Origin of the sequence: Halomonas huangheensis (assembly GCF_001431725.1) — a bacterium.
Lineage (GTDB): Bacteria > Pseudomonadota > Gammaproteobacteria > Pseudomonadales > Halomonadaceae > Halomonas > Halomonas huangheensis.
This window is the reverse complement of sequence record NZ_CP013106.1, coordinates 4,298,200-4,324,592: the sequence shown is the minus strand read 5'-3', so window position 1 is coordinate 4,324,592 and position 26,393 is coordinate 4,298,200. Positions and strand designations below refer to the sequence as shown.

Genomic DNA, 26,393 nt, shown 5'->3' with positions numbered 1-26,393 from the left:
GGCTTACGATCTCAGCTCTTTTTCGGCTTTAGCAAGCCTCTCTGGGGTCACGCCTGGTAGCTTCGACCATCGCTCGATAATTTCACCTTTTTTCCCCGGAAATTCAAGGTACTGCCGAACGACCATTCTGGCTTGGCACTCAAGGGTCCACTCTTCATCAGACATTCCTGCTGGGCGTACGCCGTACTCGACTGCCATGAGAGATTCTCCTCTGTAAAGAGAGACACTGTACCACGCCATAGCTGTTCAAATATCCAGTAACGAGAAAGGCATCTCATGCAGTGCAAGAAACCATAGCCCTTGGGATTAACGTTTTGGCTTCGCGTAGCCCCCTTTCCCTGTCACATCTATCGATTGATTGATAGCTGCAGGGAACCACCGATGCTCCGACGGCTATTCTCGCGTTCCGCGATCACCTCGCAAACATTAGAGGGGGTCCATACTCCACTGCAGCCACGAAGCACCAGGACCATCTCCGCAACAGCGGACCCTCAGCGAGATAAGTAAGATGGGCTTTTCTGATGCTGCGCGTTGCGCCGATGACTGCGAGCGCAGGAGCTGATGTTTAGTTTCGCTTCATATTCCGACCAGAACAGCAGGATCACCGGTCCGCCAGATATTGTCGATGGTCACCCGCTGGATGATCCACCTACCGCCCTCGCGTACCAGTTCGACGTCATACCTGTTTTTCATCAGGTAGTGGCGCGAGTGATCTGTGCGCGGGAGATGTTGTGCTTCCACCAACGCATCCAGCCGTGCGAGGTCACCACTCAGAAATACGCGCGGATTGCTGACAGAATGAGAAGTGTCCAATGCAGCAAGTGATCCCAGCAGGGCAGCTACGATCGTGTCTCTGCCTTCGAGCACCGGGTATTCGAACCCCGCCTTTTCGCCGGCGGGTCGAAAGTCGGACACGGCTCCCTCAGCAAAGGCAGAGGTAAGAAGGTCTTTGTCTCGTAGATCGATACCTGCGGCGAAGCGATAAAGAGCATCGGTCACCGCAATGATATCGGATGGGTGATCTCGGTTCGTCATGGCTTCAAGCCTCCGTATGGGCTGGTGCGTCCAGCAAGGTGATCCGCGTGTCAGCGATGGTTTCGGCAAATTCATGTCCGAACAGGCCAGCTGGTGTCTGGAATCCTGGGCGGACCTCGCCGCTCATCACGCGGCGCGCCGCTTCCGCCGCCGCGAGAGGCGTGAAGCTGTAGCCGTTGAGCGTGTCCAGAACCGCGCACACAGTGCTGCCGCTGGCGTCGGTGACGCGAATCGAAGCCTGGTAGCGGTTGGCGTTGCGCTCTTCCCCAGTCGGGCCAACGGGCAGGTCGGAAAGATCGCCTTCGGGAAAAGCGTTTCCGGACATATGGACAAAGGTCTCCACGTCCGATGCCCCGGTGCTGCGCCAGATTGTGATGAGATCGGGAAGCGTCACAGGGAAGCACGCCACCATCCCTTTGCCGAAGTCGAAATCCACCAACTCCGACGGCTCACGGTCTACTAGAGTGCCAGCCACGCGTGCCAGGGTCTGCGTCGTCAGGTTCTGCGACGCGCTAATCGCCGATCCCCGCGACATGGAACCTGTAACGTGCAGCGCGACGCTGACCTTGCGCGGTTCCGCTCCCTGGGTGGCCGCAAATCCAGCCAGGGAGCCGAGCATTGCGACACTGCCGCCACTGCCGGGCAGAAACATCACACCAGCAGCCTGGGCTGCGCGATCCAACTTCTCGGCCAGTCGGTAACTGTCCAGTTCCGCCGCGATGTCGAGATAGTGGGCGCGGTTTCGCAACGCACCCAGCATCAGGGGTTCAGCGGTGTGCATGAAGGGCCCCGCGCAATTCAGAAGCACTGCCACATCCGTTAGACCGATATCGATGGCCGCAGCGTCGTCGAGTGCAAAGACGCGGTGGTCCACCCCGAGCTCCTCTGCCAGAGCGAGCAGGGGTTCTTCATCGCGTCCCGCAACGAGTATCTGGAGACCCATTGCCTTGGCGTGGGTTGCCGCCATGCGCCCGGTAAATCCGGCGGCGCCATAGATCATCAGGTGTGTCATCAGTGTTGCCAATCCTTGTAGACGAATTCGAGGCTGTAGCCGTCGGGGTCACGGACCTGCGCCGCAAAATACCTCGGGTCGTAGTGAAGCTGAGGGCCGGGGGCGTGCAGGCTCTGCGCTCCGGCGCGGATTGCTGCGGCATGGGCCGTCTTCACCTTTGCCTCGCTGTTCGCGACGAAACCCATATGAACGGCGTCGGGCGCGGGATCGCCCTTGCGCAGCCAAAAGAAGATGCGGCCATTGGCACCGAACCCCTTGAGGTCAGGATGGTTGTCTGCCCCGTCGTAATTGTGCCGGACGGTGATACCGAGCGTCGGCAGCACGGCCTCGTAGAAGGCGATGGATCTGGGAAGGTCGTGGACAGTCAGAAAAATATGGTCGAGCATGGGCGTCTCCTCAGATCATGATGATGCCCATTCCGTCGCGGGCACATTCGAGGGCTGTGGCAGCACTGATACCGCGGCTTCCACCTGTGATAATCAAAATTTTCATTTGGTGTTCCTTCCTTTATCTTGTCTAATGGTAGAGACCCTCACAGCGCCACACCCACCCGATCATGGCGCAAACTTGCCTAATCCTGCATTCCGGCGTGTTCGACCTTGGCGAAGCGCGCGAAGTCGGGCACCTGTGTCAGGTCCCTCGCGAAAGCATGGTTATGACTGCAGACATCACCCAGCAAACTCTCGAAGAGTTGTGCCACCTCATGGCCCATTCCGAGACCAAACGGACGGAAACCGGTATTCCGCGCCTTGCGATGGTGAAGGGACGTGTGCCAGAGCACGAACTTGCCGCAGTCTATGAGCCAATGATCAATCTGATCTTGCAAGGATCGAAGACGATGTCGATCGGCGATCGGACTCTGCGCTACGATCCTGCCACCTACTTCGTGATGTCGGTCGATCTCCCTGCCATTGGCACAATTCACGCGGCTGAGAATGGCGCGCCCTATCTTGCCGTCGCCCTGACGCTGGAGCCTGAACGCATAGCTTCCTTGCTGGCCGATATCCCCCCGATCCGCCCTAACGCGCGTCAGGAGGGGTTTTCCGTCGCGGCCGTCACGCCTGAGCTGCTGGATGCGTGGGCGCGTTTTCTGCGCCTGATGGAGCGGTCCGAGGACATTCCGGCTTTGGCCCCGATCTACGAACGCGAGATCCTCTATCGCGTCCTATCCGGCCCGATGGGTGCGATGATGCGCGACATCGCCACGCCCGACACGATGCTCCACCGCGTTCATCAGGTCATCCAGTGGCTGCGGAAGAACTACATGGAGCCGGTGAACATCGAGGCACTGGCAAGTCGTGCCGCCATGTCGGTGTCGGCCTTCCATCGGCACTTTAAGACGGCGACCTCGCTCAGCCCGCTCCAATTTCAGAAGCAGTTGAGGCTGTTGCAGGCAAGGACGCTTCTGCTGACCGGCGCAGGAACAGTAACGGCGGTCGCTTTCTCGGTTGGCTATGAAAGCACGACCCAATTCAGCCGTGAATATGCACGCCTATTCGGCCTGCCGCCCTCGCGCGACGTCACACGGGTGCTGGCCGAGATCCGAAACAACCCGATTCAAACCTGAGGATATCAAGATGGTCTTCACCCATGTGGCAGTCGGCACGAACGATATCGAAGCGTCACGCAACTTTTACGACAGGGTGTTGGCAACTATTGGCTGGACGCGGATCGTGGACCTGGGGGACACCGGCTCGTTTTGGGGCGACGGAGCACCCAGCTTCATGGTCACAGTCCCGCGAAATGGCGAGCCTGCCACGGCGGGAAATGGAACGACGATCAGTTTCCGAGCACCGGATCATGCCTCTGTCTGGGCGTTTCACGAGGCGGCACTGGCTCTCGGGATGCCCGACGAGGGCGCTGTCGGTCCCCGGTCTTGGGCTCCCGGCGCGGTCGCGTCCTACACGCGCGATCCGGACGGGAACAAGCTGGCGGTTTATGGAATGGAAGGCTCAAGTTGAAGGTTCATGCCATACGTGTAGATCTGCATTATCACTGGATCTAACGCTGACCATGTAGTGCGGCCGTCTACATGGTGGCCGTACCTGCAAAGACGGAGATAGGTCTGTCGCAACACCGTGACTACTTCTCAGTGAACGCACGGTACGACAAGGTGAGGAAGAAGCCTGAGTACCGGCACAGGCGGTGCATCGTGCCGGCCACTGCATTCGTCGAAAGTCAGGACGGTAAGCATCCTCACCTACTGGAGCCGGCCGACGGCAGGGCCTTCGCGTTCGGTGGGATTCACAAAGAATGGATGGTCAAGGTCTCGGGTGAGTTCGTGCACTCGGCCTCGATCATCACCCTGCCCGGGATCAAGCCGTTGGAGAACATCCATCTCAAGTCAGTGCCGATGTGGCTGTCCGAGGATGCCGACGAGAAGTGGTTGTCGCTAGGTGTTACTGACACCGTTGGGCTAGACTACTTTCTAGAACTTGCGTTGCGTTGCGACCTGAAGGCGACCCCCATCGATAAGACATTCAGAAAAACTCCAGTGGGCAAGTTTTTCACTATTCCAACATTAAATTGAGGAACAGCCTGAGATCTACAGGATTCCATTCTTGTGACTTCAAGCTTGAGTGTGGCCGATCAATAGGCTACGAATTCACTAGAATGATAAAATAACCATTGAGCTGAGCTAAGGTGCAGACTCGAAGTTGCTGAAATGAAGGAGTGAAAATTGGAGATGTCGGAATTGGTTTTAGAGTATGTGAAAGCGATTCTCACTCCACCGTTAATATTTGCTGTGATTTTGGGCGTTTTTATATTCAAGTTCTCAGAGGATATTAGCGCTCTTGTTCGCCGCGTGGCAAAAATAAAACTTCCAGGTGGAGCAGAGGTCAGTACTCACCAAAGTAATAGAAACCCTGAAGAAAAAGATAAAGCTCCCCCTGAGCCCGGGCCTATACCAACGGGTGTTATCCCTTCAGGGTTAACTGTTGAACAAAAAGCAGCAGTTGAGAAGCTCTTAGAGTCACATGTGGCTATTGCATATCTATGGGAATATCGCTACCTGAATTATTTTCTAGTGCGTGGAACTCAGCTAATTCTCGATTGGCTTTCAAACTTGTCGCAACCGGTCACATATGCATATTTTGATTCTGTCTGGTTGCCGCTTATACCCTCCGCAAATGAGCGTCAGGCGATTATTACAGCTCTCGAGAATCATCATTTGGTAGTGCATGATGAGGCTACTAATATGTTGACTGTTACTCCTAAGGGGCGTGAATATCGAGAATGGCGCGGGCCAGTGCCTGAATTAAATAACTTTTCGGAAGAGAAGAATTGATGCCATTCAAGATGTCATTATTGGTAAATGAAGGGGCGTGATAATTAATCATCGATATTACTTGTTGAATTTAGGTGGCGGTGATTGGGTTCAAAGGACCATGCAATTATCTGGCAAGATGCGGTCAGTTTTCTAATCAATATATTCTGACGTGATGGGACATCAGCACTGGAGTATTCGGTTCACCAAGTGCATTCCTGAAATATTGCGAGATTGCTGAGTAGTGGTAGTGCATCTATAGAACTGTGACATATTCGTTAGCTTCTTCAATAGAGTTGCGCATGAAATATTGGACCGTCCTGTTTGTTTATACAGGGTATGAGTGCGCTCCTTGCAATGCAGGAAACGCTTTCTCCTGGACTTAACGTTTTGGCTTCACCTTGCCCCCATTTCCCTGTCACATCTATCGATTGATTGATAGCTGCAGGGAACCACCGATGCTCCGACGCCTATTCTCGCGATCCACGACCACCTCACAAACATCAGAGGGGTTCCATACTCCGCGTGCAGGCAAGGAGCTCCTGGCGACACCGCGTCGCCAGTCCATGGTCAAGATGCTGTGGGACACAACGTCCCTGACACAGCCTGTCTTCAACGAGTATTTGCTGGCCCCGATAGAGCGGTACGCAGAACTGGTGCAGCTACTTCCTGCGTCGGAGTCCCATCACCATGCCTACGCCGGCGGCATGCTCGATCACGCGCTCGAGATGGCCTGTTATGGGTTACGTCTTCGACAACGCCACCTTCTGCCTCCCAATGCAAAACCAGAGGATCAGAGCTCAGCCGGCGAGTTGTGGAGTGCCGCGATCATCTATGGCGCGCTGATGCACGACGTCGCCAAGGTGTTGGTCGACATCGAGATCCACCTTCAGGACGGCAGTGAGTGGCGCGTATGGCACGGTGTGATTCCGAAGCCTTACCGGGTGCGGTATCGGGCAAGCAGGGAATATCACCTCCATAGCGCCGTCAACACCCTGCTGGGACAACAGGTCCTGGGAGGAAAGGTTATGGACTGGCTGATGAGCCAGCCCAAGCTCTTCTCACTGTTCATGTACACCATCTCAGGACATACCGAGCGAGGCGGCATCATTGCTGAACTGATCCATCAGGCTGACCGCGCCAGTGTTGCCAAGGCGCTCGGCGGGGATCCGGTTCAAGCACTCTCCGCACCCATCGAGTCCATTCAGCGCAAGCTGGCCGAAGGTCTGCGTTACCTGGTCAAGGAGCAATTCAAGCTGAACAAGCGAGGGGGGCAAGCCTGGCTGACCGATGAAGCGCTGTGGTTGGTATCTCCTCGTGCCATCAACGAGCTCAAAGCGCACATCTATGCACAAGGGATAAAAAGCATTCCTGCCGACCTGAACAGGCTTCAGGGCGAGATGCATGCCCACGGCATCATCGAGGAAGTTGAAGAAGGCAAACACGTATGGAAATGCGACATCACGGATGGTGATTGGCAACAGTCCTTCAACATGATCAAGGTGCCCCCGACCTTGATTTGGGGGGTCGATGATAGACCGAGTTCCTTCAGTGGTAAATTGACTGTCCAGGGAGCAGGGACAGTCGAGGAGCAGGAGAAGCAGCCACCCTCAGCTGCGGCTCCCCAGGAAGAATCTACCCCTGCACCAGAACAACCATCGCAGAACCAGGCCGATACGCCTGCCGCCGTACCCAGACCAGCGGAGACGGGGACAACCTCCTCACAAGCGTCAGATGCTGCGTCGACGTCTATAGACGACGACATCATGGCACTTTTCCCGGAAGTTAAAAGCGAGGACAAACAGGATGATATAACGAAAAACGATAGTAACGAATCAGAAACATCTCAGCAAAATGCATCAGAATCTGCTAAAACAGCTCCCCTTATACGAAAGTCTAGTGAGGTCACCAACAATTCCAATGATTCAGCAGACCTTGGAGAGCGGTTCTGGCAGTGGCTGAAGGCGGGTCTAGCGGACCATTCAATCGTTATCAATGACACAAAGGCTCCAGTTCATACAGTAAATGGTACCTACTTCCTTGTCAGCCCCGGCATTTTTAAGCGTTTCTGCACCAGTGTGTTGAATGACAAAAATCAATGGCAAACGGTTCAGAAACGGTTTCAAAAATTGGGTGTACATGTCAGAACCCAGGGGCAGAATATTCATAAAGTTTCTGTCGAGGGGCAGAATAAAACCGGAACTTTGATGGGCTATTTAATCAAAGATCCGGGACTTGTGAGTCAGAAGATCCCACCTGACAACTGGGTTTTGACTCTTGTAACCACCAAGGGAGAAAAGGGAGTTTCCGATGAATGATGTGTCGTTCCTGGAGTTAATGAGCCGCTATGCTGCCGATAAACATCTTCGCCCTAAAAGCGTAAGCACCTACACTGGTGTCGTCCGATTGTTTCGTCGCTACTTAGGCCATGAAGCTTATCCAAGCATGGTGACACGACAGATGGTGATTGATTGGCGTGTGTCGATCATTCGTACCAAGGACAAGCCTGATGGCATCACTGAATCAAGCTGGAATAACTACGTGAGGCACCTCAAGGCGCTCTATAGCTTCGGTATCAAGCATCAGTTGATTGCGTGTAACAAAAATCCTTTCCTGGATGTATCGGTCAAGCAACCAAAGGTACCCAAAAGATCGTTGCAACCCTTGCAGATACGATATGCCAGGGAGGTGCTTGAGGTCTGCCGACGGTATGAACATTGCTACGATGAACGCTCAAAAATACATCCTGCCTGGTTCTGGCAGAGCCTGATGGAAACATTCTTCTACACGGGAATACGATTGAACCAGTTGTTGCACATAGAGGCTGGTGACGTAAATCTGAAAAAACGTGTTTTCCGTACGTCCGCTGTAGGATCGAAAACGCATTCTGAGAGTATAATGCCAATACCTGATGGGCTGTATCCGCACATGCGCAAGTTGATTGTCGCAGCCCATAACTCTGGGTTCAAAAGAGAGGATCAACTCTTCAATGTGAACCGGTTTAGTCACCGCCATAAGCGAACGACGATGGACACATGGCAGGTGGAGCGATTCTTTCAATCGTTGTCGGAACTCACGGGGTACAAGATGTCTCCCCACCGTTTTCGTCACTTCCTGGGAACGAGCCTCATGGATAGTCCCGAAAGGAATATCCATATCACGCAGAGCATACTTCACCACACCGACATACGCACCACGATGGAGTACATCCATCCAGACGTTGAAGCGATGCGTCGCGCGTTGAACACGCGGCTGCCGGTTTAGCTCACAAGGATGATGAGAGGTGAGGGGGCTGACTCCCTCACTGAGCCAAAACGTATGTTTAGTGGGTTGACATCCCTGTCGGTGCTGATTGGTATTGATCCCGGTAAACATTCGTTCCACTTGCATGGTATGGGTACTGCTGGTCGAGAAATGTTTCGTGCTAAAGCACCGCCTCAGCAGATGATGCGATTCTTCGGCAATTTTCCTGCCTTGTACCGTGGCGATGGGAGTCTGCACAGACTCCCACTTCCCCAATCGCTGAACAATTCAACTCGGTTCCGGTCGGCTGACGTGTTCAGCGTGGCCAAGATCATCGCCTCAGCGGTCATTGCAAGACTGCCTCAAGTGACCTGTTTTCCCGGCAGCGGGGGTACCCGGCTGCCAAGCCAGATTCCAGACACCCGTTAGCATGGCCATGGCATCGCCTAGCCAGCGCCAGATTGCCGAAGGTGAACAGCTGAGCGAGGAACCGATCCCGGCGGGTGACCTTCTGCTTGCTCTGATGCTCAGCTCAGCCTAGGCGAACGAGACCTGCTTCATCGAAAGCTCTGTCAAACGGCGGCTGGATGGCTAGAGGTGGCAAACAGGCGGCTCCGGCGGGGTTTATGCCACGTTTCCTTAGGTTTTTGACGTTGATGAGAGGATATACGCGCGAGGTGTATGTCCTGTCATACGCTTGAAGAAGGAGATAAAGGCGCTGTCGCTAGCAAACTCGAGGTCAAAGGCCACGGATGCGATACTTTGCTGTCTGGCAAGTAACTCCACTGCTTTGAGCAATCGCCACTGCTGCCTCCATTGTTGGTAGCCGAGCCCCGTCTCTCGACGAAATATCCTGCTGATGGTTTTCTCACTTGCTCCTACCTGGGTTGCCAACACTCCGAGTGAAGGTGGCAGTCTGTCAGTTTGCAATCTCGCAAGTCGCCGATCCATAGGTAATGGTAACAACATGGGTTCGCGCCGGGCGGCGCTGATTTCATCAAGGCACACTGCCAGTAGGTTGGCTCCGACTCCACTATCCCAGTTCATTCCGATTTCAGCCGTGGCAATTCTTTCCAGCGCCGCGCGCAGCAGCGGTGTCACATCCATTATCTCGACTTGGGTCGGCAACTTCCAATGTGGCGCCACCTTGAGATATACGGACCGATAGTCGACCGCTTCCGTCATTTGTGCCCGATGCAGGGTGCGCGGTGGAATCCAAGCGACACGTGTTGGCGGCAACATGCAGAGGTAGTCGGCCAGCATGATGCGGATACAGCCGCTCTGTGTGAATAGCAATTGTCCCATCTCGTGCTGGTGCAAGCCAGAATCGTGCCGTCCAAGATCGGCGGCGATACCGATCACCGGCTGCCCCAAGCTATCCGGGTTAAAACTGTCATCAGATTTCAGCCAAGGCATGTTCTGTCCGATTTCCGATGCTTATTGCCTGATTGTTTGTAACAGACTCTAACGAATAAAGCGACATTAGGGCCAGCGAAAACACTGGAAAGAGAATGGGAACGTCATGCAACGTAACATTGGGCTCACATTAGCCACGGCTCTAATGATGTTTCCGCAGATCGTGGAAACCATATACAGCCCTGCACTACCGAAGATTGCACAAGGCTTTTCGGTAACCGCCGAACAGGCCGCGCAAACCCTGTCGCTCTATTTCCTGGCCTTCGCACTTGGCGTAGTCGTTTGGGGGCGGATGTGCGACCGGATCGGTCGCCGACCGGCAATGCTCGTAGGATTGCTCGTCTACGGCGTGGCCTCGGTGGCAGCACTGCTCAGTCACCAGTTCGAAATGCTGTTGGCCGCTCGGATGCTGGCCGCCTTTGGCGCCGCCGTTGGGTCGGTCGGTACTCAGACCATGCTACGTGACACCTTCGCCGGCGCTGAACTTGCCAAGGTGTTTTCTGTAATGGGCATCGCTCTGGCGATAAGCCCGGCAATCGGGATGATGACTGGCTCGGCCCTGAGCAGTCAATTTGGTCATCAGGGCGTATTCACTGGCCTTGCCCTGTTGGCTTTCGTGTTGTTCGGATGGTCAGCGGTGACGCTTCCAGAAACGCGACCTCGTCATGTGCTAACGATGCCACTGCTGAAGACACTGATCATGATGCTGCGTGACCTGGCAATCTGGCGCACAGCAATTCTGGTGGCACTCTTCAACCTCGGACTATTTGGTTATTACCAGTTGGCACCGTTTGAGTTCGAACGGCTGGGTCTGTCTACAGAAGCGTTCGGTTATAGCGGGCTGGCACTGGCCTTCGGTGTGGTACTCGGATCGATATTGAACAAACGTCTCCTTCGACGCGGCTGGAGCTCGGAGCGACTGGTGACGCTGGCTTCGCTATTGACATTGGCCGGTAGTGTACTGGTCGCAGCGTCGATCACAAGCTGGCTATTCATTCTTCCAATGATGCTGGTGGTACTCGCCTACGGGGTTGCGATCCCCAATATTCTGGCAACTGCCCTGACCGCCTATGGTGACCGAGCCGGAACCGCAGGTGCACTCTTGGGATTGCTCTATTACCTGATGCTGGGGGGAGGGCTTGTCCTTGCGGCATGGAGCCAAGCGCTCGGTCTGGTACTGGTATGCTGTGGCGTTGTCGCCGTGCCGTTGGCAATCGCATCCCACCACCAAGCGCTTGCCGCAAGCGAGGATTGATCGCGGACACTACCGCCAAACCACAGGTCGCTCGGTAATCAACAATGGGCGGCGGATGATTTGAGGTTTGTGGTGCCACCCATCACTTTGTGTCGTAATCCACTACAGCTCTTTAGCTAACAAGAACGATGAGAGGTGAGGGGGCTGCCCTCCTCACTGAGCCAAAACGTATGTTTGGTGGGTTGACATCCCTGTCGGTGTTGGCCATGCTTCTAATCGCCAATGTGATGCAAGATCGCAGATGGGAATAAACAGCCCCTTCTTGCACGCTTGGTCGTAGAGACGAATTTTATTGCGCATGATGTACTGCAGCTAGTTTTTGTCCGACCGGAAACCCGCAACTGACTTGTAATCAGTAGGTCCCGGGTTCGACTCCTGGTGTCGGCACCATCCTCTAGATGGTTGTAAATCAAAGACTTGCTGCAACATCAAAACCGCCCTTGGAGGCGGTTTTTTTGTGTCCGTAGCTCCTTCCTCCAGGCAAACTCTACGGCACGAACTCCAGCCCTTTGCTGCTGTGTTGAGCTGTCGAAGCCGGCGGTATCTACGAGCTACTCGCCACCGAGTTGATAGGCCTCGATCAGATTTTCTCCACCTGATGCTTCGCCTGAGCTACCTCAAACACCAGCTCACGAAACCAGCGATGCGCTGGGTCGTCTCTCATGCGCGGATGCCAGAGGGCGTAGAGCTCAATGTTGTCAACATCCAGCGGAGGAGCAAACAGGTCGACCATGGTTTCGAAGCGTCGCAGGAAACGGAGAGGCAGCGTGCATAGGTGATCACTGTTGCTGAGGATGAGCGGTGCCAGGCCATAGCTCTGGACCGACAGACTGACATGACGCGAGCGGCCCAGCTTGTCGAGCGCACGATCCACCGGCCCCCTGTATCCTCCTCCGTTGGTCGACACCAACATATGTTCGGCGGCGCAGAATTCGTCCAGCGTGATCGGTTGGCTGCCCCTCGGGTGACCATGTCGTTGCGCGGTCACGAATTCATCGGTGAACAGTGTCCGACCAATCAAGCCGCCATCGTCCGGTCGGGGTAGACCGATGACCATATCGATATCCCCACGATCGAGGGCCTGCGTGATCGTCTCGGGATTCGGCACCACGAATGAGATCCTGATATGGGGCGACGCCCGCTTGAGCGCGGGAACAATGTCCGGTCCCAGCATGATGGCGGGGTTGTCATAGGCCGCAATGACAAACTCACGATCGCTTTCCTGCGGGTCAAACGAGGGAGATGGCCCGATGAACTCGCGCAGATGGCCCAGCAGTTGGGGCAATGTCGCTCCCAACACCTTGGCATGGGGAGTTGGTGTCACGCCTCGACCGGCGACCGGGACAAAAAGCTGATCACCGAAGATTGTACGCAAGCGCGTCAGTCGCCCCGAAAGAGCCGGTTGGGTAATTCCCAGCCGGTCTGCCGCGCGGCTGACGTTTCGCTCCTGGATCAGGGCTTCGAACGCCATCAACAATCCAATATCAATTTCGCTCAAGCGGTCGGGCATTGGAGTTTCCTGGTTTCATTCCTGTTCTGACAGGTCGATACATGAGCTATCAGTGCGGGTTATGCAAGATATCGCGGTCATCGATTTCCCGACAATCATCGCGCCCCCTATGCTCTGGCCCTGACATTCACTGGAACAGGGACACAGACCAATGGCTGTACGTACCTTTATGCTTTCTGCTGTATTGATGGGGGTGGTTGCTTCGGGACCGGTCTTTGCGACCGCAGACCTCGCTCAAGACCATGCGCCGGGTATTGTCCAACAGGGCGCTGATACCTATGCCGTCATGATAGGGGATGTTCGGGTCACGGCTCTCTCCGATGGTACAGTGCCACAGGACCTGCATAAGCTCCTGCATGGTATTACCAACGAAAAAATCGATGCCATGCTGGAAGGGGCCTATCAGGCCAACCCCGTCGAAGCATCGATCAATGCGTTTCTACTCGAGATGGGCAATCGGCTCGTCCTTGTGGATACGGGCGTGGGCACACTGTTCGGACCGGGGCTGGGCAACCAGGTGATCGACAGTCTGCATGCCGCAGGAGTTGAGCCTGAGCAGATCACCGACGTCCTGCTCACCCATGTTCATTCCGACCATATGGGCGGACTCACCAGGGATGGACAGCTCGTCTTTCCCAACGCCAGGGTCCATGTCGGCAAGCCGGACGTGGACTTCTTTCTGGATCGTCAGAACGCAGAGCGTGCCGACTATGACATGAGTTATTTTGAGCAGGCAATCACCAGCCTGAAGCCCTATGTCGACGCCGGAAAAGTCGACTCCTTCGATCGGGCTACGGAAATACTCCCCGGCCTGACGGCGTCTCTTCATCCGGGCCACACGCCAGGCAGTGCCTTCTACACGTTGGAGAGTCAGGGACAGACGCTCACCTTCATCGGCGATATCATTCACGTGGCGGCCGTGCAGTTCCCGGATCCATCGGTGACCATTGCCTATGACGTCGACCCAGAAAAGGCCGCTAGCGCGCGCTCAACGGCCTTTTCGGCCCTCGCCGAAGACGGTGAGCTTGTTGCCGTGCCCCATATGCCTTTCCCGGGTATCGGCCATATTCGCAAGGCACATGAAGGCTATGCTTGGGTGCCTGTCGATTACGGCAATCGAGCGGCACCAGAGGTGCGGTAAATCACCGTAAAGGTAACGCCCGGGAGCACTGAGCTGCACCCCGGGCCTTTTCTCGAGAAGTTCCCACCTGCCAGGTAATAGGTGGATCATTCCCCCCGAACCGGGGCTTTCCGGGTCAGCCAGGCTGCCTTCCCCGGGGATATGGTGGTGACGTTCGACCGCCTCCAGTCAGTCATTGAGCGGACTCTGAAGCGCCTTTATCAAGCACTGCTCCTCGATTTTTGGCAACCCCGGGACCCGCTTGGTTTCACTCCTCTCATACCGCATAACGTGGTCTTCGGTCCTTCGAAAACACTGCATGTTCTGACAATTCCCCAATGATCTCCTATGCTTGACTCGTATGGGCAAATGACAGGTCAAAAGAACTAAAAACGATAGTCGATCAGTATGCGATTCGGCCTGTTTCCCGTTCAAGATCTGGACGAGGGCATGCATGGACCAGAATGCTACCGTGACCGTTGCACAGTACTGGGCTGTCGGACTTTTTGTCGTTGCCGTTATTGCGCTGTGCGCTTTCATGATCGGTGTCGCAAGCCTGCTCGGAGGGCGCAGTAAAGGGCGCAGCAAATCCCTGCCTTTCGAGTCCGGCGTGATCGGTACGGGGAGTGCTCGCCAACGTTTCTCCGTCAAATTCTACCTGGTCGCGATGCTCTTCGTGATCTTCGATATTGAAGCCGTATTCCTGTTTGCCTGGGCCGTAGCCGTGCGAGAGACGGGCTGGACAGGCTTCGCCGGGGCTGCGGTGTTCATCTTTATTCTGCTTGCAGGGTTGATTTACGACAGCCGTGTAGGCGCCCTCGATTGGGCCCCGAAACGCAACACGCGCGATCCCGGCTCTTGACCTGGCCTTGGCCCTGGCTCCAGGCGAGGTCTGACCGACGCCGGTTTCGGGGGGTCGATCACGAGTTCGATAACGATGTGACAGTTAGCCTTTAGCGGGAGGAGATGTATGACTTACACCCTCACACGTGCAGAAGAGGATGCGCCAGCGAATGAGCGCTACCCACTGGGCGAGCGCCAACGGGTCGAAGACGACCCGATGAAGCAGCAGATCCATCGCAACGTTTTCACCGGCAAGCTGGAAGAGGTCCTCAATTCAGCCGTGAACTGGGGGCGCAAGAACTCTCTGTGGCCTTATAACTTTGGCCTGTCGTGCTGTTATGTGGAGATGACCACGGCGTTTACTGCACCCCACGACATCGCCCGCTTTGGTTCCGAGGTGATTCGTGCGTCCCCGCGCCAGGCGGATTTCATGGTGATCGCCGGGACCTGCTTCATCAAGATGGCCCCCGTGATCCAGCAGCTCTACGACCAGATGCTCGAGCCCAAGTGGGTGATCTCGATGGGCTCATGCGCAAACTCTGGCGGCATGTACGACATCTACTCGGTAGTTCAGGGTGTCGACAAGTTCCTGCCTGTCGATGTTTACGTGCCCGGCTGCCCGCCTCGCCCCGAGGCTTTCCTGCAGGGCTTGCAGCTGCTCCAGGACTCTATTCAGCAGGAGCGGCGGCCGCTGTCGTGGGTGGTTGGCGACCAGGGCGTCTACCGAGCCGAAATGCCTTCGCAGCGCGAGAAGAATCGCGATAGGCGCATCCAGGCCACCGAGTTGCGTACGCCCGATAGTATCTGATCCGTGAGTCCATTTTTCGTTGCAGGAGCCAGGTCACGTTCATGAGCGTTGCCACATCAACACCCGATTCGACAGCCGCCGACGACCCCATCGTTGGTGCGCTCAAGCAGAGTTTCGGTGATCAAGCGGTTCTCGAGCAGTCGACGCTGACTGGCATGCCGGTATTGTGGGTATCCCGCGAAATATTGACCGAAGCACTGAGTTTCCTGCGCGATGTGCCCGAGCCATTCGACATGCTCTATGACCTGTCGGCGATCGATGAGCGCCTGCGCAGCAACCGACGCGGCCTGCCGGCTTCGGATTTCACGGTGTTCTATCAGTTGCTGTCGATAACGCGGAACCGCGACATCATGCTCAAGGTGGCGCTGCACGAAGAGGACCTGACACTACCGACCAGCGTGTCACTCTATCCCAATGCCAACTGGTACGAGCGTGAAGTGTGGGACATGTTTGGTATCGATTTTCGTGGCCACCCCCATCTTGCGCGGATTCTCATGCCGCCGACCTGGAATGGCCATCCCTTGCGCAAGGATCATGGCGCACGAGCTACCGAGTTCGATCCCTATACGCTGACCGTCGAGGGTCAGGATATCGAGCAGGAGGCACTGAGGTTCAAACCTGAAGACTGGGGCATGCAGCGTGCGCAGGCCGACACCGAATTCATGTTTCTCAACCTCGGGCCCAATCACCCCTCAGCACACGGCGCCTTTCGTATCGTACTGCAGCTGAATGGCGAGGAAATCGTCGACTGTGTGCCGGACATTGGCTATCACCATCGCGGCGCTGAGAAGATGGGCGAGCGCCAGACCTGGCATAGCTACATTCCCTATACGGACCGGGTCGATTATACCGGCGGGGTGATGAACAATTTTCCGTATATCCTGGCGGTGGAGAAGCTTGCCGGTATTCAGGTGACTGAACGCGCCCAGACCATTCGTATCATGATGGCTGAGCTATTCCGTATCAGCAGCCATCTACTCTTCCTTGGCACCTATCTGCAGGACCTGGGCGCCATGTCGCCGGTGTTCTATACCTTTACCGATCGTCAGAAGTCCTACGAAGTCATCGAGGCGATCACCGGCTTTCGTATGCACCCGGCGTGGTTTCGCATCGGCGGGGTGGCTCAGGACCTGCCCAGGGGCTGGGATCGCCTGATGCAGGGCTTTGTCGATTGGATGCCCAAACGGCTGCGCGAGTACGAACGGGCCATGATGGAGAATGCCATCGTCCGCGAACGTACTCGACACATCGCGGCATACACCACCAGAGACGCTCTGGCCTGGGGGATCACCGGCCCCAATCTACGCGCTACCGGCTGTGACTTCGATTTGCGCAAGACGCGCCCTTATTCGGGTTACGAGAAGTTCGATTTCGAGGTGCCACTGGGTAGTAATGGCGACGCCTTTGACCGCGGCCAACTGCGTATCGAGGAGATGCGCCAGAGCTTGCGCATCATCCAGCAATGCATCGACCACATGCCGGACGGTGATTACAAGGCTGACCATCCGCTGACTACGCCTCCGCCGCGCGAAAGGATGTTGCAACACATCGAAACCTTGATCACCCACTTTCTGCAGGTCTCCTGGGGGCCGGTACTCGAGCCCAATGAGTCGCAGCAGATGGTCGAAGCGACCAAGGGGATCAACAGTTATTACCTGACCAGTGACGGCAATACCATGAGCTACCGAACTCGCATTCGCACGCCGAGTTTCCCGCATCTTCAGCAGATCCCGGCGGTAATGCGTGGTGGCTTCGTACCCGACCTGATTGCTCACCTGGGCAGTATCGATTTCGTGATGGCTGACGTGGATCGCTGACATGACCGAGAGCGCACGACAGATCGCCAGTGATGGCGAAGGTTTCAATCTCGCCGAGGAGGATCGCCATGCCATCGAGCATGAACGCGATCATTACGAGCAGCCTCAGGCGGCCTGCATCGAGGCGCTCAAGATCGTTCAGCGCCGTCATGGTTGGGTGCCCGATGCAGCCATTCCCGTTATCGCCGAAGTATTGGGGATTGGCCCGGCCGCCGTCGAGGGCGTGGCGACCTTCTACAGCTTGATCTTCCGTCAGCCGGTGGGGCGGCATGTGATTCTGGTCTGCGACAGCAGCTCGTGCTTCCTCAACGATTGCGATCAACTGCTTGAGGCATTGTCGGCACGGCTGGGTATCGGTCTGGGCCAGACCACCGAGGATGGTCGTTTCACGCTGCTGCCGGTGTGCTGTCTGGGCGCTTGCGACCGTGGTCCGGCGCTGATGGTCGACGATGACACCTACGGCCCCGTTGCAGCCGATGACGTGGCCAACTTGCTGGAGGGCTATGCATGAGCGTCAGCCGTTATCACTGCCAGCTGCGTCAGAGCGCCGCCGAGCGCCGCGCCGAAACTCATCCATTGACCTGGCGACTGGCCGACGACGGCGCAATGGTCGGTCTAGACGAGTACCTCGACAAGGAAGGGTATGTCGCCGCACGTGAGGTGCTCAATCATCAGTCTCCCGATGACGTGGTCGCGACCATGAAGGACGCCAATGTTCGCGGGCGCGGCGGCGCTGGCTTCTCGGCGGGCATGAAGTGGAGCCTGACCATGAAGGGACCGGATATCCCGCGTGGCTACCTGGTCTGCAACGCCGACGAGATGGAGCCGGGCACCTTCAAGGACCGGTTGCTGCTGGAACAGCTGCCACACCTGCTGATCGAAGGCATGATCATCGCTGGTTATGCCAACCACTCGCGTTTCGGCTACATCTTCCTGCGCGGTGAGTACGTCGAGGCCGCCCATGCCTTGACGCATGCAATCAATGAGGCGCGTGCTGCTGGTTGGCTAGGCAATGATATCGCGGGCCGCGGTTACGACTTCGACATTGCGTTGCACACCGGTGCTGGGCGCTATATCTGCGGTGAGGAGACGGCGCTGATCAATTCGCTGGAGGGTAATCGTGCCAACCCGCGTGCCAAGCCACCGTTCCCTGGTCAGTCAGGGGCCTGGGGAAAGCCCACCGTGGTCAACAATGTTGAAACGATCTGCAACGCTCCGGCGGTGATGCTCCGCGGCGCCAGGTGGTATCAGGATCTGTCCGGTGAGCTCAGCAACGACGGTGGGACCAAACTCTATGGCGTCTCCGGCAAGGTCACTATGCCGGGACTATGGGAGTTGCCGATCGGCACCAGCGGCAGCGAGTTGCTAGAGCGTGCCGGCGGCATGCGCGATGGCCGAGCACTCAAGACCTGGCTTCCGGGGGGCGGCAGCACGGGCTTTCTATTGCCCGAACACCTCGACGAACCGCTCGACTTCGACACCATCGGTAAGCTGGGAAGCCGTATGGGGACTGGACTGCTGACCGTGGTCAACGAGGATCAGAGCGTGTTGTCGCTGGTGCGCAACCTGGAGCAGTTCTTCGCCCGAGAGTCGTGCGGATGGTGCACGCCGTGTCGTGATGGTTTGCCGTGGACCGTCAGGATTCTCCAGGCGCTCGAGAGTGGCGAAGGCGAGCGCGGCGATCTGGAAATGCTCGACAAACTGGGCAGCGACCTGGGGCCGGGCAAGACGTTCTGCGCCCATGCTCCGGGGGCGGCGATGCCGCTGCAGTCGGCGCTCAAGTATTTCCGTGAGGAGTTCGAGCGTGGTGTCGTGCATCCACCGCGCAGTGCCCATGCCGATCCGATTCCTGTGGGTGCGGTATGAGCGGACTCGTTCACCTGAAGGTGAGGTAACCGAATGGCGACGATTCACGTGGACGGACAGAGCTACGACGTCGATGGGGCGGATAACCTGCTTAGTGCCTGCCTGTCGCTGGGTCTCGATGTGCCCTATTTCTGCTGGCACCCAGCGATGGGTAGCGTCGGTGCCTGTCGCCAGTGTGCGGTCAAGCAATACAAGGACGCCGACGATACCAGGGGCATGCTGGTGATGTCGTGCATGACCCCGGCGGCCGATGACAGCAGGATCTCGATCAACGACGACGAAGCGCGCGAGTTTCGTGCCAGTGTCATCGAGTGGCTGATGATCAACCACCCGCATGATTGCCCGGTATGTGAGGAGGGCGGCCATTGTCACCTGCAGGACATGACGGTGATGACCGGCCATGATCGGCGGCGTTATCGTTTTCGCAAGCGCACTCATCGCAATCAGTATCTGGGGCCGTTCATCGCCCACGAGATGAATCGCTGCATCACCTGCTATCGCTGCGTGCGTTTCTATCGTGACTACGCTGGAGGCACCGATCTTGGCGCCTTCGGCGCCAACAGCAACATCTACTTCGGCCGTCACCAGGAAGGCGTGCTGGAAAGCGTCTTCTCCGGCAACCTCACTGAGGTCTGCCCGACCGGAGTATTTACCGATCAGACTCACTCCGAGCGATACACCCGCAAGTGGGACCTGCAGTTTGCGCCGAGCATCTGCCATCAGTGTGCCTCGGGCTGCAATATAAGTCCCGGCGAGCGCTATGGAGATATCCGACGCATCGAGAATCGTTACCATGGCGAGGTCAATCGTTACTTTCTTTGCGATCGCGGCCGTTTCGGTTATGGCTACGTCAATCGTAGCGATCGCCCGCTTCGCCCCGAGTGGCGCATCGACCGCAACGACGCAGCGCTCAACCTGGAGGTCGATGCGGCACTGGATCGCGGCGCCGACCTGTTGCGCAACGCACGTCGGGTGATCGGCATCGGTTCGCCACGGGCGAGTCTCGAAAGCAACCATCAACTGCGTGAGTTGGTTGGCGAGGGAAACTTCTCGACCGGTATCGCCGCGCAAGAGCTGGTGTGCCTGGCGACAATGCAGGCGCTCAACCAGTCTTGCGGATTGCCCACTCCGACGCTGCGTGACGTTGAGGATCACGATGCTGTGCTGGTGCTCGGCGAGGACTTGATTGCCAGCGCCGCCCGCGTCGGGCTGACGGTGCGTCAGGCAGTCACCGCGCGACGTACCGAACTGGCCGCCGAACGTGATATTCCGAGCTGGAACGATGATGCCGTCAGGACGCTCGGTCAGGACAGCTATCATCCGCTTTTCATCGCCTACCCAATTGCCTCCGGGCTCGATGACATCAGTACCGCCAGTTGGAGGCTGGCACCGGACGATATCGCACGACTTGGCTTTGCCGTGGCGCACGCCATTGACGCAACGGCACCGGCGGTCGAAGGCCTCGAGGAAGCCACACGGCGGGAAGCCGAAACGATCGCCGAGCGCTTGCTTGAGGCGCGTCGTCCGCTGGTCATCAGTGGCGGCTCGCTGGGCTCGCCGATGGTGATCGAGGCCGCTGGCAGCGTGGCCCGAGCGCTGTCGCGGCAGACTCGGCAGGGTAGTCTGTTGCTGGTGCGCGGCGAGGCCAACAGCACCGGGCTGACGATGCTGGGCGGCGAGTCACTGGAGTGGGCGTTCGACGAACTCGAGAACGCGCATGCCGATGCCGTGGTAGTGCTCGAGAACGACCTCTATCAGCGTGCGCCGCGAGAGCGGGTCGATGCGGTGTTGGCGCGAGCCGAGACGGTGATTGTGCTTGACCACCAGCGCACCGGCACCTGGCAGCATGCCCATCTGGGGCTGCCAGCGGCAGCCTTCAGCGAAGCCGACGGCACGCTGGTCAGTCTGGAAGGGCGCGCCCAGCGTTTCTTTCAGGTGTTTGATCCGCGCTACATTCGCCCCGAGACGCGCATCCATGAAAGCTGGCGTTGGCTGCATGCCTTGCGTGCTGAGGTGCTGCGTCACGATGTCGGTGAGGTCACCTTCGATACGGTGACTCGGGCCTGTGCCGAGCGCTATCCCGAACTACATGACATCCTCGATGCATCACCGAGCGCCGATTACCGGGTGCGCGGGCTCAAGCTGGCTCGCGAGCCGCACCGCTACAGCGGGCGCACCGCGATGCGCGCTCATCTCGACGTCAGCGAGCCGCGCGCTTCGCAGGACGTCGATTCGCCGCTCACCTTCTCGATGGAGGGCTATAACGGTTTCGATAGGCCGCGTGAAGAGGTTGCTTTCGCCTGGGCGCCGGGCTGGAACTCGCCGCAGGCATGGAACAAGTTCACCGACGAGGTCGGTGGCCACTTGAGCGCCGGCGATCCCGGGGTGCGACTGCTGCATCCACGCCCGGGTAAATACGAATACTTCATCGCGCTGCCAGAGCGCTTCACGCCGCGCGATTCAGCCTGGCAGATAGTGGTGCTGCCGCGGCTGTTTGGTGGCGAGGAAACCTCGTCACGCGCCGCACCGATCGTCGAGCGTACTGCACCGGCGGCGTTGCGACTGTCTGTCGACGATGCTCAGCAGCTGGGCTGTAGTGAGGGCGATCTGCTCAGTGTGTTCACCGGCAGTGGCCGGATCAACCTTCCTGTGCAGCTCGATGCCGCGCTCCCTGCGGGGCTGATCGGTGTTCCGGCGGGCATCGAGCCAGCATTTGTCAGCGGTGACTGGGCCGAGCTTGGCCCGGTGATGATTGGCCCGGTGATGAATAACGGTCACGATGCAGAGGCCATGGCCCGGCGTGGCGATGAGACAGGAGACCGCCGATGAGCTGGTTGACGCCGCTAGTCGCCGCCAGCCTGATCGCCATGCTCCAGGCGTTGGCCATCCTGCTGGGTACAGTATTGCTGGGTGCGGCCATGACGGTGGTCGAACGTCGCTTGTTGGGGCTCTGGCAGGACCGTTACGGGCCCAACCGGGTTGGGCCGTTCGGTTCACTGCAGTTGGTCGCCGACATGATCAAGATCTTCTTCAAGGAGGACTGGGTCCCGCCGTTTGCTGATCGCACGCTATTCGTGCTGGCGCCGGTGATCGCCATGGCCTCGTTGTTGCTGTCGTTCATGATCATCCCTATCACTCCCGGCTGGGGAGTGGCTGATCTCAATATCGGTTTGCTGTTTTTCCTCGCGATGGCCGGTATCAACGTCTACGCCGTGTTGTTCGGCGGCTGGTCGAGCGGCAACAAGTACGCGCTGATCGGCGCCATGCGCGCTTCTGCGCAGACACTGTCTTACGAGGTCTTCATGGGGCTGGCGCTGATGGGCGTGGTGGCGATGACCGGCTCGTTCAACATGCGTGAAATCGTCAACGCCCAGCAGGGGCTGTGGTTCGTGATCCCGCAGTTCTTCGGCTTCTGCACTTTCCTGATCGCCGGGATTGCGGTGACCCATCGTCACCCATTTGATCAGCCCGAGGCCGAACAGGAGCTTGCCGATGGTTATCACATCGAGTATTCGAGCATGAAATTCGGCATGTTCTTCATCGGCGAGTATGTCGGCATGGTGCTGATCTCAGCGTTGATCGTGACGCTGTTCTTCGGTGGCTGGCACGGTCCGCTGTTGCCGCCGATCGTCTGGTTTGCGCTCAAGGTCGCGGCCTTCCTGATGCTGTTCGTGCTGTTGCGCGCGGCATTGCCGCGGCCGCGTTATGACCGGGTCATGAGTTTCGGCTGGAAATTCTGCCTACCGCTGACGTTGATCAATCTGCTGGTGACCGGGGCGGTAATTCTGATTGCCGATCCGGTGTGACAAATCCGCCTCGACCGAGGAGCTATGGCCATGTTCAGGAATGTGATCAAGGGAACCATCTCCCAACTGCGTACGTTGGGCATGGTCTTCATGCACAGCTTCCGCAAGCGCGAGACGCAGAATTACCCCGAGGATCCCGTTTACCTGCCACCGCGCTATCGAGGACGCATCGTCCTGACCCGGGACCCTGACGGTGAGGAGCGCTGTGTGGCCTGCAACTTGTGCGCGGTGGCCTGTCCCGTCGCCTGCATCTCGCTGCAGAAGGGCGAACAGGAGGATGGCCGCTGGTATCCCGAGTTCTTTCGCATCAACTTCTCGCGTTGCATCTACTGTGGCATGTGCGAAGAGGCCTGCCCGACCTCGGCGATTCAGCTCACCCCCGACTTCGAGATGGGCGAGTATCGACGCCAGGAACTGGTCTATGAGAAGCAGGACCTGCTGATCGATGGCCCGGGCAAGGACCACGATTACCACTTCTACAAAGTGGCGGGGATGTCGATCGCCGGCAAGGACAAGGGACGGGCGAAAAATGAGGAACAGCCGATCGACGTCAAGACGCTGCTGCCGTAAGTCGCATTCACCAGCAGGAGATAGCCATGGAAATCGCCTTCTACCTGAGTGGCCTGGTTGCTGTACTGGCTACATTGGGCGTCATCACCAACACCAACCCGGTGCATGCGCTGCTCTACCTGATCGTCTCACTGATCTCGGTAGCGCTGGTGTTCTTCGCGCTGGGGGCACCATTCGCCGGGGCCATGGAGGTGATTGTCTACGCTGGGGCGATCATGGTGTTGTTCGTATTCGTGGTGATGATGCTCAATCTGGGCGACCAGGGTGAAGCCCAGGAGCGGGCGTGGCTCAAGCCACGGATCTGGTTGGGCCCGTCGCTGCTCGCGGTGGTGTTGCTGGTAACGCTGATTGCCACGCTATGGTCGGGGGATACCGGGCGCATGGTGGATGGCGAGATCCTGACCGCCAAGGCAGTCGGCACCTTGCTGTTCGGTCCCTGGCTGATGGCTGTTGAGCTTGGCGCCATGCTGTTGCTGGCGGCGCTGGTCACCGCCTCTCATGTCGGTCGCACCGCCCATCCTGACGCGCCTCACAGCAATGCCGAACCCAGCGCTCGCAAGGAGGTGTCATGAACGGAATCCCCATGGAACATGGCCTGGTGCTGGCATCTATCCTCTTCGTGCTGGGCTTCGCCGGGCTGATCTGCCGACGCAACATGGTGTTCGTGCTGATGAGTCTGGAGGTCATGCTCAATGCCGCAGCGCTGGCTTTCATCGTCGGTGGCTCGGCCTGGGGGCAGCCGGAGGGCCAGGCGATGTTCCTGCTGGTGATTGCACTGGCTGCAGCCGAAGCGAGCGTAGGTTTGGCACTGTTGATCCAACTCCACCATCGCTTCAAGTCACTTGATGTGGACGCCGCCAACCGCATGCGCGGATAAGGGAGCCTGCTGATGTCGCCGTTGCCACTGACATTCCTGCTGCCACTGACGTTCCTGCTGCCACTGGCCGGTACCCTGATCCTTGCGCTGTCACGAGGCAGGCTCAACGCTCGCTTGAGCGCTGTGGTAGGTGTCGCCAGTGTTGGGCTGGCTGCACTGGTCACCGCCTGGCTCGGTTGGAATTTTCAAGCCAGCGGCGACGCCAGTACCGACATGACGCTATGGACCTGGCTCTCGGTGGGTGACTTTCAGCCGACCATCGGTCTACGCCTCGATGGTCTGTCGTTGACCATGCTGGGAATCATCACCGGTGTTGGATTCCTGATACACCTGTTCGCTGCCTGGTATATGCAGGGCGAGAACGGTATCACTCGCTTCTATGCCTACATGAACCTGTTCGTGTTCAGCATGATTCTGCTGGTGCTTGGCGACAACGTATTGCTGCTGTTCCTGGGCTGGGAAGGCGTCGGCCTGTGCAGCTACCTGCTGATCGGCTACTACTATGAGACGTCGGCCAACGGCTGGGCGGCCTTCAAGGCATTTATCGTTACCCGGTTGGGCGATGTGTTGCTGGCCATTGGACTGTTCCTGTTGTTCCGTGCGCTGGGCACGTTGAATATTGCCGATATCCTGACGCGTGCGCCGGAAGTCTGGAGCGAGGGCTCGCTTGAGGCGCGGCTGGCGGCCCTGCTGATTCTCGGTGGCGCTCTGGGCAAATCGGCCCAGTTGCCACTACACACCTGGCTGGCGGATGCCATGGCCGGCCCTACGCCGGTGTCGGCGTTGATTCATGCGGCGACCATGGTCACCGCTGGCGTCTATCTGATCGCTCGCCTGCATGGGATCTTCGAGCTGGCGCCGATGGTGCTCTACCTGGTGGGGCTGATCGGCGCGCTGACATTACTGATGGCCGGCTTTGCGGCGTTGGCCCAGACCGACATCAAACGGGTACTGGCCTATTCGACGATGAGCCAGATCGGTTACATGTTTCTGGCACTGGGCGTTGGTGCCTATGATGCGGCGATCTTCCATCTGATGACTCACGCCTTCTTCAAGGCGCTGCTGTTCCTTTCTGCCGGTGCGGTGATAGTCAGTTGTCACCATGAACAGGACATGCATCGGTTGGGCGGGCTGTGGCGTCGACTGCCGCTGGCCTATGCAGGTTTTATCGTTGGTGGCGCGGCGTTGGCAGCACTGCCGCTGGTCACCGCCGGTTTCTACAGCAAGGATGAGATCCTCTGGGAAGCCTGGGCCGCCGGTGATGGAGGATTGATGCTGGCGGGGCTGGTCGGCGCTTTCCTGACCTCGTTATATACCCTCAGGCTGATTATCGGCACTTTCCATGGCGAGATGAAAAGCGACAACGCGCGCCATGCCGTAGCCGGTCGCGGGCTGGTGCACGGACTGCCGCTGGTGGTGCTGGCGATCCTGTCGACCTTCCTCGGCGGGGTAATTCAGCCACCGTTGGAGGGTGTTCTGCCGTCGAGCCCCGGGGCCAATGTGCACGATGTCGGGCATACCGTGCTGGGTATTTTCGCGGCCGCGGCTTCACTGGGAGGTCTGGGGCTGGCGGCCTGGCTATTCCTGAAGCGTCGACGCTGGCTCGGTGAACGCATGGCTGGCGGTTGGGAAGCGCGACTATGGCGGCTCTGGAATCAGGGCTGGGGTTTTGACATCGCCTACGACCGGCTTCTGGTGCGTCCCTATCGTGGCCTGGTGCATGTATTGCGCGATGACATCATCGATCGTCTAGTGCTGGTGATGGGCTGGGTGGCCTGGCTAGCTCACCGTGGCTTGAGCTACACCCAGACCGGCAAGCTGCGGCTGTATGCCACCAGTATGGCGCTGGGGGTCACGGTGATTCTCATTGTGCTGGTACTGGGCGGTTGAGCAACCTGGTTTGCACATTGTGACTTGCATAACGAGGGGCAGGGAGATGCCAACAGT

At 57.8% G+C, this 26,393-nt stretch carries 25 protein-coding genes and 1 pseudogene; 20 read left to right on the top strand and 6 right to left on the bottom strand.

Annotated elements, in window-relative coordinates; genetic code table 11:
- Positions 1 to 3: 3 nt before the first annotated feature.
- From AR456_RS18605 to AR456_RS18590, 4 genes are all read right to left on the bottom strand, one after another.
- A complete protein-coding gene (locus AR456_RS18605; RefSeq protein ID WP_021817796.1) occupies positions 4 to 198 on the bottom strand; it encodes a hypothetical protein in 195 nt (64 codons plus the stop codon).
- Between the two features lie 378 nt (positions 199 to 576).
- A complete protein-coding gene (locus tag AR456_RS18600; RefSeq protein ID WP_021817797.1) occupies positions 577 to 1,035 on the bottom strand; it encodes a nuclear transport factor 2 family protein in 459 nt (152 codons plus the stop codon).
- Positions 1,036 to 1,039: 4 nt separating this feature from the next.
- Positions 1,040 to 2,047, bottom strand: coding sequence for a saccharopine dehydrogenase NADP-binding domain-containing protein (locus AR456_RS18595; RefSeq protein WP_021817798.1), 1,008 nt, complete (start codon positions 2,045 to 2,047; stop codon positions 1,040 to 1,042).
- Positions 2,047 to 2,433 carry a VOC family protein gene (locus AR456_RS18590; RefSeq protein ID WP_021817799.1) on the bottom strand — a complete coding sequence of 129 codons (387 nt, stop codon included), beginning with the start codon at positions 2,431 to 2,433 and terminating at the stop codon, positions 2,047 to 2,049. The genes AR456_RS18595 and AR456_RS18590 overlap by 1 nt, the downstream gene beginning before the upstream one ends.
- Positions 2,434 to 2,702: 269 nt before the next feature.
- Here AR456_RS18590 and AR456_RS18585 point away from each other — a divergent pair, with 269 nt between their 5' ends.
- The 7 genes and pseudogenes from AR456_RS18585 to AR456_RS21365 form a co-directional block, all read left to right on the top strand.
- Positions 2,703 to 3,614: an AraC family transcriptional regulator gene (locus AR456_RS18585; RefSeq protein WP_155829170.1), complete on the top strand. Its 912-nt coding sequence runs from the start codon at positions 2,703 to 2,705 to the stop codon at positions 3,612 to 3,614.
- Positions 3,615 to 3,624: 10 nt separating this feature from the next.
- Positions 3,625 to 4,008, top strand: coding sequence for a VOC family protein (locus tag AR456_RS18580; protein ID WP_021817802.1), 384 nt, complete (start codon positions 3,625 to 3,627; stop codon positions 4,006 to 4,008).
- Positions 4,009 to 4,079: 71 nt separating this feature from the next.
- Positions 4,080 to 4,577: an SOS response-associated peptidase family protein gene (locus AR456_RS18575; protein ID WP_021817803.1), complete on the top strand. Its 498-nt coding sequence runs from the start codon at positions 4,080 to 4,082 to the stop codon at positions 4,575 to 4,577.
- A 156-nt stretch (positions 4,578 to 4,733) separates the two neighbouring features.
- A complete protein-coding gene (locus tag AR456_RS18570) occupies positions 4,734 to 5,336 on the top strand; it encodes a hypothetical protein (protein ID WP_021817804.1) in 603 nt (200 codons plus the stop codon).
- Positions 5,337 to 5,773: 437 nt separating this feature from the next.
- Entirely contained in the window at positions 5,774 to 7,633 is a 1,860-nt protein-coding gene (mobH, locus tag AR456_RS18565; protein ID WP_081694593.1) for a MobH family relaxase, read from the top strand.
- Complete coding sequence (locus AR456_RS18560; RefSeq protein ID WP_021817806.1) at positions 7,626 to 8,579, top strand: site-specific integrase; 954 nt, start codon at positions 7,626 to 7,628, stop codon at positions 8,577 to 8,579. The genes mobH and AR456_RS18560 overlap by 8 nt, the downstream gene beginning before the upstream one ends.
- 54 nt (positions 8,580 to 8,633) lie before the next feature.
- Positions 8,634 to 8,829, top strand: a pseudogene (locus AR456_RS21365) (hypothetical protein); the annotation flags it as partial.
- A gap of 368 nt (positions 8,830 to 9,197) precedes the next feature.
- Here the strand turns inward: AR456_RS21365 and AR456_RS18550 are convergent.
- Positions 9,198 to 9,974, bottom strand: a complete 777-nt coding sequence (locus tag AR456_RS18550; protein ID WP_021817809.1) for an AraC family transcriptional regulator — start codon at positions 9,972 to 9,974, stop codon at positions 9,198 to 9,200.
- Between the two features lie 106 nt (positions 9,975 to 10,080).
- On the opposite strand from AR456_RS18550, the gene AR456_RS18545 reads away from it, so the two are divergent.
- Positions 10,081 to 11,229: a multidrug effflux MFS transporter gene (locus tag AR456_RS18545; RefSeq protein ID WP_021817810.1), complete on the top strand. Its 1,149-nt coding sequence runs from the start codon at positions 10,081 to 10,083 to the stop codon at positions 11,227 to 11,229.
- Between the two features lie 580 nt (positions 11,230 to 11,809).
- Here the strand turns inward: AR456_RS18545 and AR456_RS18540 are convergent.
- Positions 11,810 to 12,739: a LysR family transcriptional regulator gene (locus tag AR456_RS18540; RefSeq protein WP_021817811.1), complete on the bottom strand. Its 930-nt coding sequence runs from the start codon at positions 12,737 to 12,739 to the stop codon at positions 11,810 to 11,812.
- Positions 12,740 to 12,890: 151 nt separating this feature from the next.
- Here AR456_RS18540 and AR456_RS18535 point away from each other — a divergent pair, with 151 nt between their 5' ends.
- The 12 genes from AR456_RS18535 (at position 12,891) to nuoL (ending at position 26,336) form a co-directional block, all read left to right on the top strand.
- Positions 12,891 to 13,880, top strand: coding sequence for an MBL fold metallo-hydrolase (locus tag AR456_RS18535; RefSeq protein WP_021817812.1), 990 nt, complete (start codon positions 12,891 to 12,893; stop codon positions 13,878 to 13,880).
- 433 nt (positions 13,881 to 14,313) lie between these two features.
- Positions 14,314 to 14,721, top strand: a complete 408-nt coding sequence (ndhC, locus tag AR456_RS18530) for an NADH-quinone oxidoreductase subunit A (RefSeq protein ID WP_021817813.1) — start codon at positions 14,314 to 14,316, stop codon at positions 14,719 to 14,721.
- Between the two features lie 108 nt (positions 14,722 to 14,829).
- Positions 14,830 to 15,510: a NuoB/complex I 20 kDa subunit family protein gene (locus tag AR456_RS18525; RefSeq protein WP_021817814.1), complete on the top strand. Its 681-nt coding sequence runs from the start codon at positions 14,830 to 14,832 to the stop codon at positions 15,508 to 15,510.
- 41 nt (positions 15,511 to 15,551) lie between these two features.
- Positions 15,552 to 17,327 (top strand): NADH-quinone oxidoreductase subunit C/D, encoded by a 1,776-nt coding sequence (nuoC, locus tag AR456_RS18520; RefSeq protein ID WP_021817815.1) that lies wholly within the window; start codon positions 15,552 to 15,554, stop codon positions 17,325 to 17,327.
- A gap of 1 nt (position 17,328) precedes the next feature.
- Positions 17,329 to 17,838, top strand: coding sequence for an NADH-quinone oxidoreductase subunit NuoE (nuoE, locus tag AR456_RS18515; protein WP_021817816.1), 510 nt, complete (start codon positions 17,329 to 17,331; stop codon positions 17,836 to 17,838).
- Positions 17,835 to 19,193: an NADH-quinone oxidoreductase subunit NuoF gene (gene nuoF, locus AR456_RS18510; protein ID WP_021817817.1), complete on the top strand. Its 1,359-nt coding sequence runs from the start codon at positions 17,835 to 17,837 to the stop codon at positions 19,191 to 19,193. Before nuoE ends, nuoF begins: the two co-directional genes overlap by 4 nt.
- Positions 19,194 to 19,226: 33 nt before the next feature.
- Entirely contained in the window at positions 19,227 to 22,022 is a 2,796-nt protein-coding gene (gene nuoG, locus AR456_RS18505) for an NADH-quinone oxidoreductase subunit NuoG (RefSeq protein ID WP_021817818.1), read from the top strand.
- Positions 22,019 to 22,999, top strand: coding sequence for an NADH-quinone oxidoreductase subunit NuoH (gene nuoH, locus AR456_RS18500; RefSeq protein ID WP_021817819.1), 981 nt, complete (start codon positions 22,019 to 22,021; stop codon positions 22,997 to 22,999). Before nuoG ends, nuoH begins: the two co-directional genes overlap by 4 nt.
- A 30-nt stretch (positions 23,000 to 23,029) precedes the next feature.
- Positions 23,030 to 23,569: an NADH-quinone oxidoreductase subunit NuoI gene (nuoI, locus tag AR456_RS18495; RefSeq protein WP_021817820.1), complete on the top strand. Its 540-nt coding sequence runs from the start codon at positions 23,030 to 23,032 to the stop codon at positions 23,567 to 23,569.
- A gap of 26 nt (positions 23,570 to 23,595) precedes the next feature.
- Positions 23,596 to 24,141, top strand: coding sequence for an NADH-quinone oxidoreductase subunit J (gene nuoJ, locus AR456_RS18490; protein WP_021817821.1), 546 nt, complete (start codon positions 23,596 to 23,598; stop codon positions 24,139 to 24,141).
- Positions 24,138 to 24,446: an NADH-quinone oxidoreductase subunit NuoK gene (nuoK, locus tag AR456_RS18485; protein WP_021817822.1), complete on the top strand. Its 309-nt coding sequence runs from the start codon at positions 24,138 to 24,140 to the stop codon at positions 24,444 to 24,446. Before nuoJ ends, nuoK begins: the two co-directional genes overlap by 4 nt.
- A 12-nt stretch (positions 24,447 to 24,458) precedes the next feature.
- Positions 24,459 to 26,336, top strand: coding sequence for an NADH-quinone oxidoreductase subunit L (nuoL, locus tag AR456_RS18480; RefSeq protein ID WP_021817823.1), 1,878 nt, complete (start codon positions 24,459 to 24,461; stop codon positions 26,334 to 26,336).
- Positions 26,337 to 26,393: the final 57 nt, after the last annotated feature.

What these genes read in the sequence shown, in the direction of transcription:
- AR456_RS18605 (WP_021817796.1), bottom strand. Translation starts at nt 198, where the DNA reads ATGGCAGTCGAGTACGGCGTACGCCCAGCAGGAATGTCTGATGAAGAG.
- AR456_RS18600 (WP_021817797.1), bottom strand. Translation starts at nt 1,035, where the DNA reads ATGACGAACCGAGATCACCCATCCGATATCATTGCGGTGACCGATGCT.
- AR456_RS18595 (WP_021817798.1), bottom strand. Translation starts at nt 2,047, where the DNA reads ATGACACACCTGATGATCTATGGCGCCGCCGGATTTACCGGGCGCATG.
- AR456_RS18590 (WP_021817799.1), bottom strand. Translation starts at nt 2,433, where the DNA reads ATGCTCGACCATATTTTTCTGACTGTCCACGACCTTCCCAGATCCATC.
- AR456_RS18585 (WP_155829170.1), top strand. Translation starts at nt 2,703, where the DNA reads ATGACTGCAGACATCACCCAGCAAACTCTCGAAGAGTTGTGCCACCTC.
- AR456_RS18580 (WP_021817802.1), top strand. Translation starts at nt 3,625, where the DNA reads ATGGTCTTCACCCATGTGGCAGTCGGCACGAACGATATCGAAGCGTCA.
- AR456_RS18575 (WP_021817803.1), top strand. Translation starts at nt 4,080, where the DNA reads ATGGTGGCCGTACCTGCAAAGACGGAGATAGGTCTGTCGCAACACCGT.
- AR456_RS18570 (WP_021817804.1), top strand. Translation starts at nt 4,734, where the DNA reads ATGTCGGAATTGGTTTTAGAGTATGTGAAAGCGATTCTCACTCCACCG.
- mobH (WP_081694593.1), top strand. Translation starts at nt 5,774, where the DNA reads ATGCTCCGACGCCTATTCTCGCGATCCACGACCACCTCACAAACATCA.
- AR456_RS18560 (WP_021817806.1), top strand. Translation starts at nt 7,626, where the DNA reads ATGAATGATGTGTCGTTCCTGGAGTTAATGAGCCGCTATGCTGCCGAT.
- AR456_RS18550 (WP_021817809.1), bottom strand. Translation starts at nt 9,974, where the DNA reads ATGCCTTGGCTGAAATCTGATGACAGTTTTAACCCGGATAGCTTGGGG.
- AR456_RS18545 (WP_021817810.1), top strand. Translation starts at nt 10,081, where the DNA reads ATGCAACGTAACATTGGGCTCACATTAGCCACGGCTCTAATGATGTTT.
- AR456_RS18540 (WP_021817811.1), bottom strand. Translation starts at nt 12,739, where the DNA reads ATGCCCGACCGCTTGAGCGAAATTGATATTGGATTGTTGATGGCGTTC.
- AR456_RS18535 (WP_021817812.1), top strand. Translation starts at nt 12,891, where the DNA reads ATGGCTGTACGTACCTTTATGCTTTCTGCTGTATTGATGGGGGTGGTT.
- ndhC (WP_021817813.1), top strand. Translation starts at nt 14,314, where the DNA reads ATGGACCAGAATGCTACCGTGACCGTTGCACAGTACTGGGCTGTCGGA.
- AR456_RS18525 (WP_021817814.1), top strand. Translation starts at nt 14,830, where the DNA reads ATGACTTACACCCTCACACGTGCAGAAGAGGATGCGCCAGCGAATGAG.
- nuoC (WP_021817815.1), top strand. Translation starts at nt 15,552, where the DNA reads ATGAGCGTTGCCACATCAACACCCGATTCGACAGCCGCCGACGACCCC.
- nuoE (WP_021817816.1), top strand. Translation starts at nt 17,329, where the DNA reads ATGACCGAGAGCGCACGACAGATCGCCAGTGATGGCGAAGGTTTCAAT.
- nuoF (WP_021817817.1), top strand. Translation starts at nt 17,835, where the DNA reads ATGAGCGTCAGCCGTTATCACTGCCAGCTGCGTCAGAGCGCCGCCGAG.
- nuoG (WP_021817818.1), top strand. Translation starts at nt 19,227, where the DNA reads ATGGCGACGATTCACGTGGACGGACAGAGCTACGACGTCGATGGGGCG.
- nuoH (WP_021817819.1), top strand. Translation starts at nt 22,019, where the DNA reads ATGAGCTGGTTGACGCCGCTAGTCGCCGCCAGCCTGATCGCCATGCTC.
- nuoI (WP_021817820.1), top strand. Translation starts at nt 23,030, where the DNA reads ATGTTCAGGAATGTGATCAAGGGAACCATCTCCCAACTGCGTACGTTG.
- nuoJ (WP_021817821.1), top strand. Translation starts at nt 23,596, where the DNA reads ATGGAAATCGCCTTCTACCTGAGTGGCCTGGTTGCTGTACTGGCTACA.
- nuoK (WP_021817822.1), top strand. Translation starts at nt 24,138, where the DNA reads ATGAACGGAATCCCCATGGAACATGGCCTGGTGCTGGCATCTATCCTC.
- nuoL (WP_021817823.1), top strand. Translation starts at nt 24,459, where the DNA reads ATGTCGCCGTTGCCACTGACATTCCTGCTGCCACTGACGTTCCTGCTG.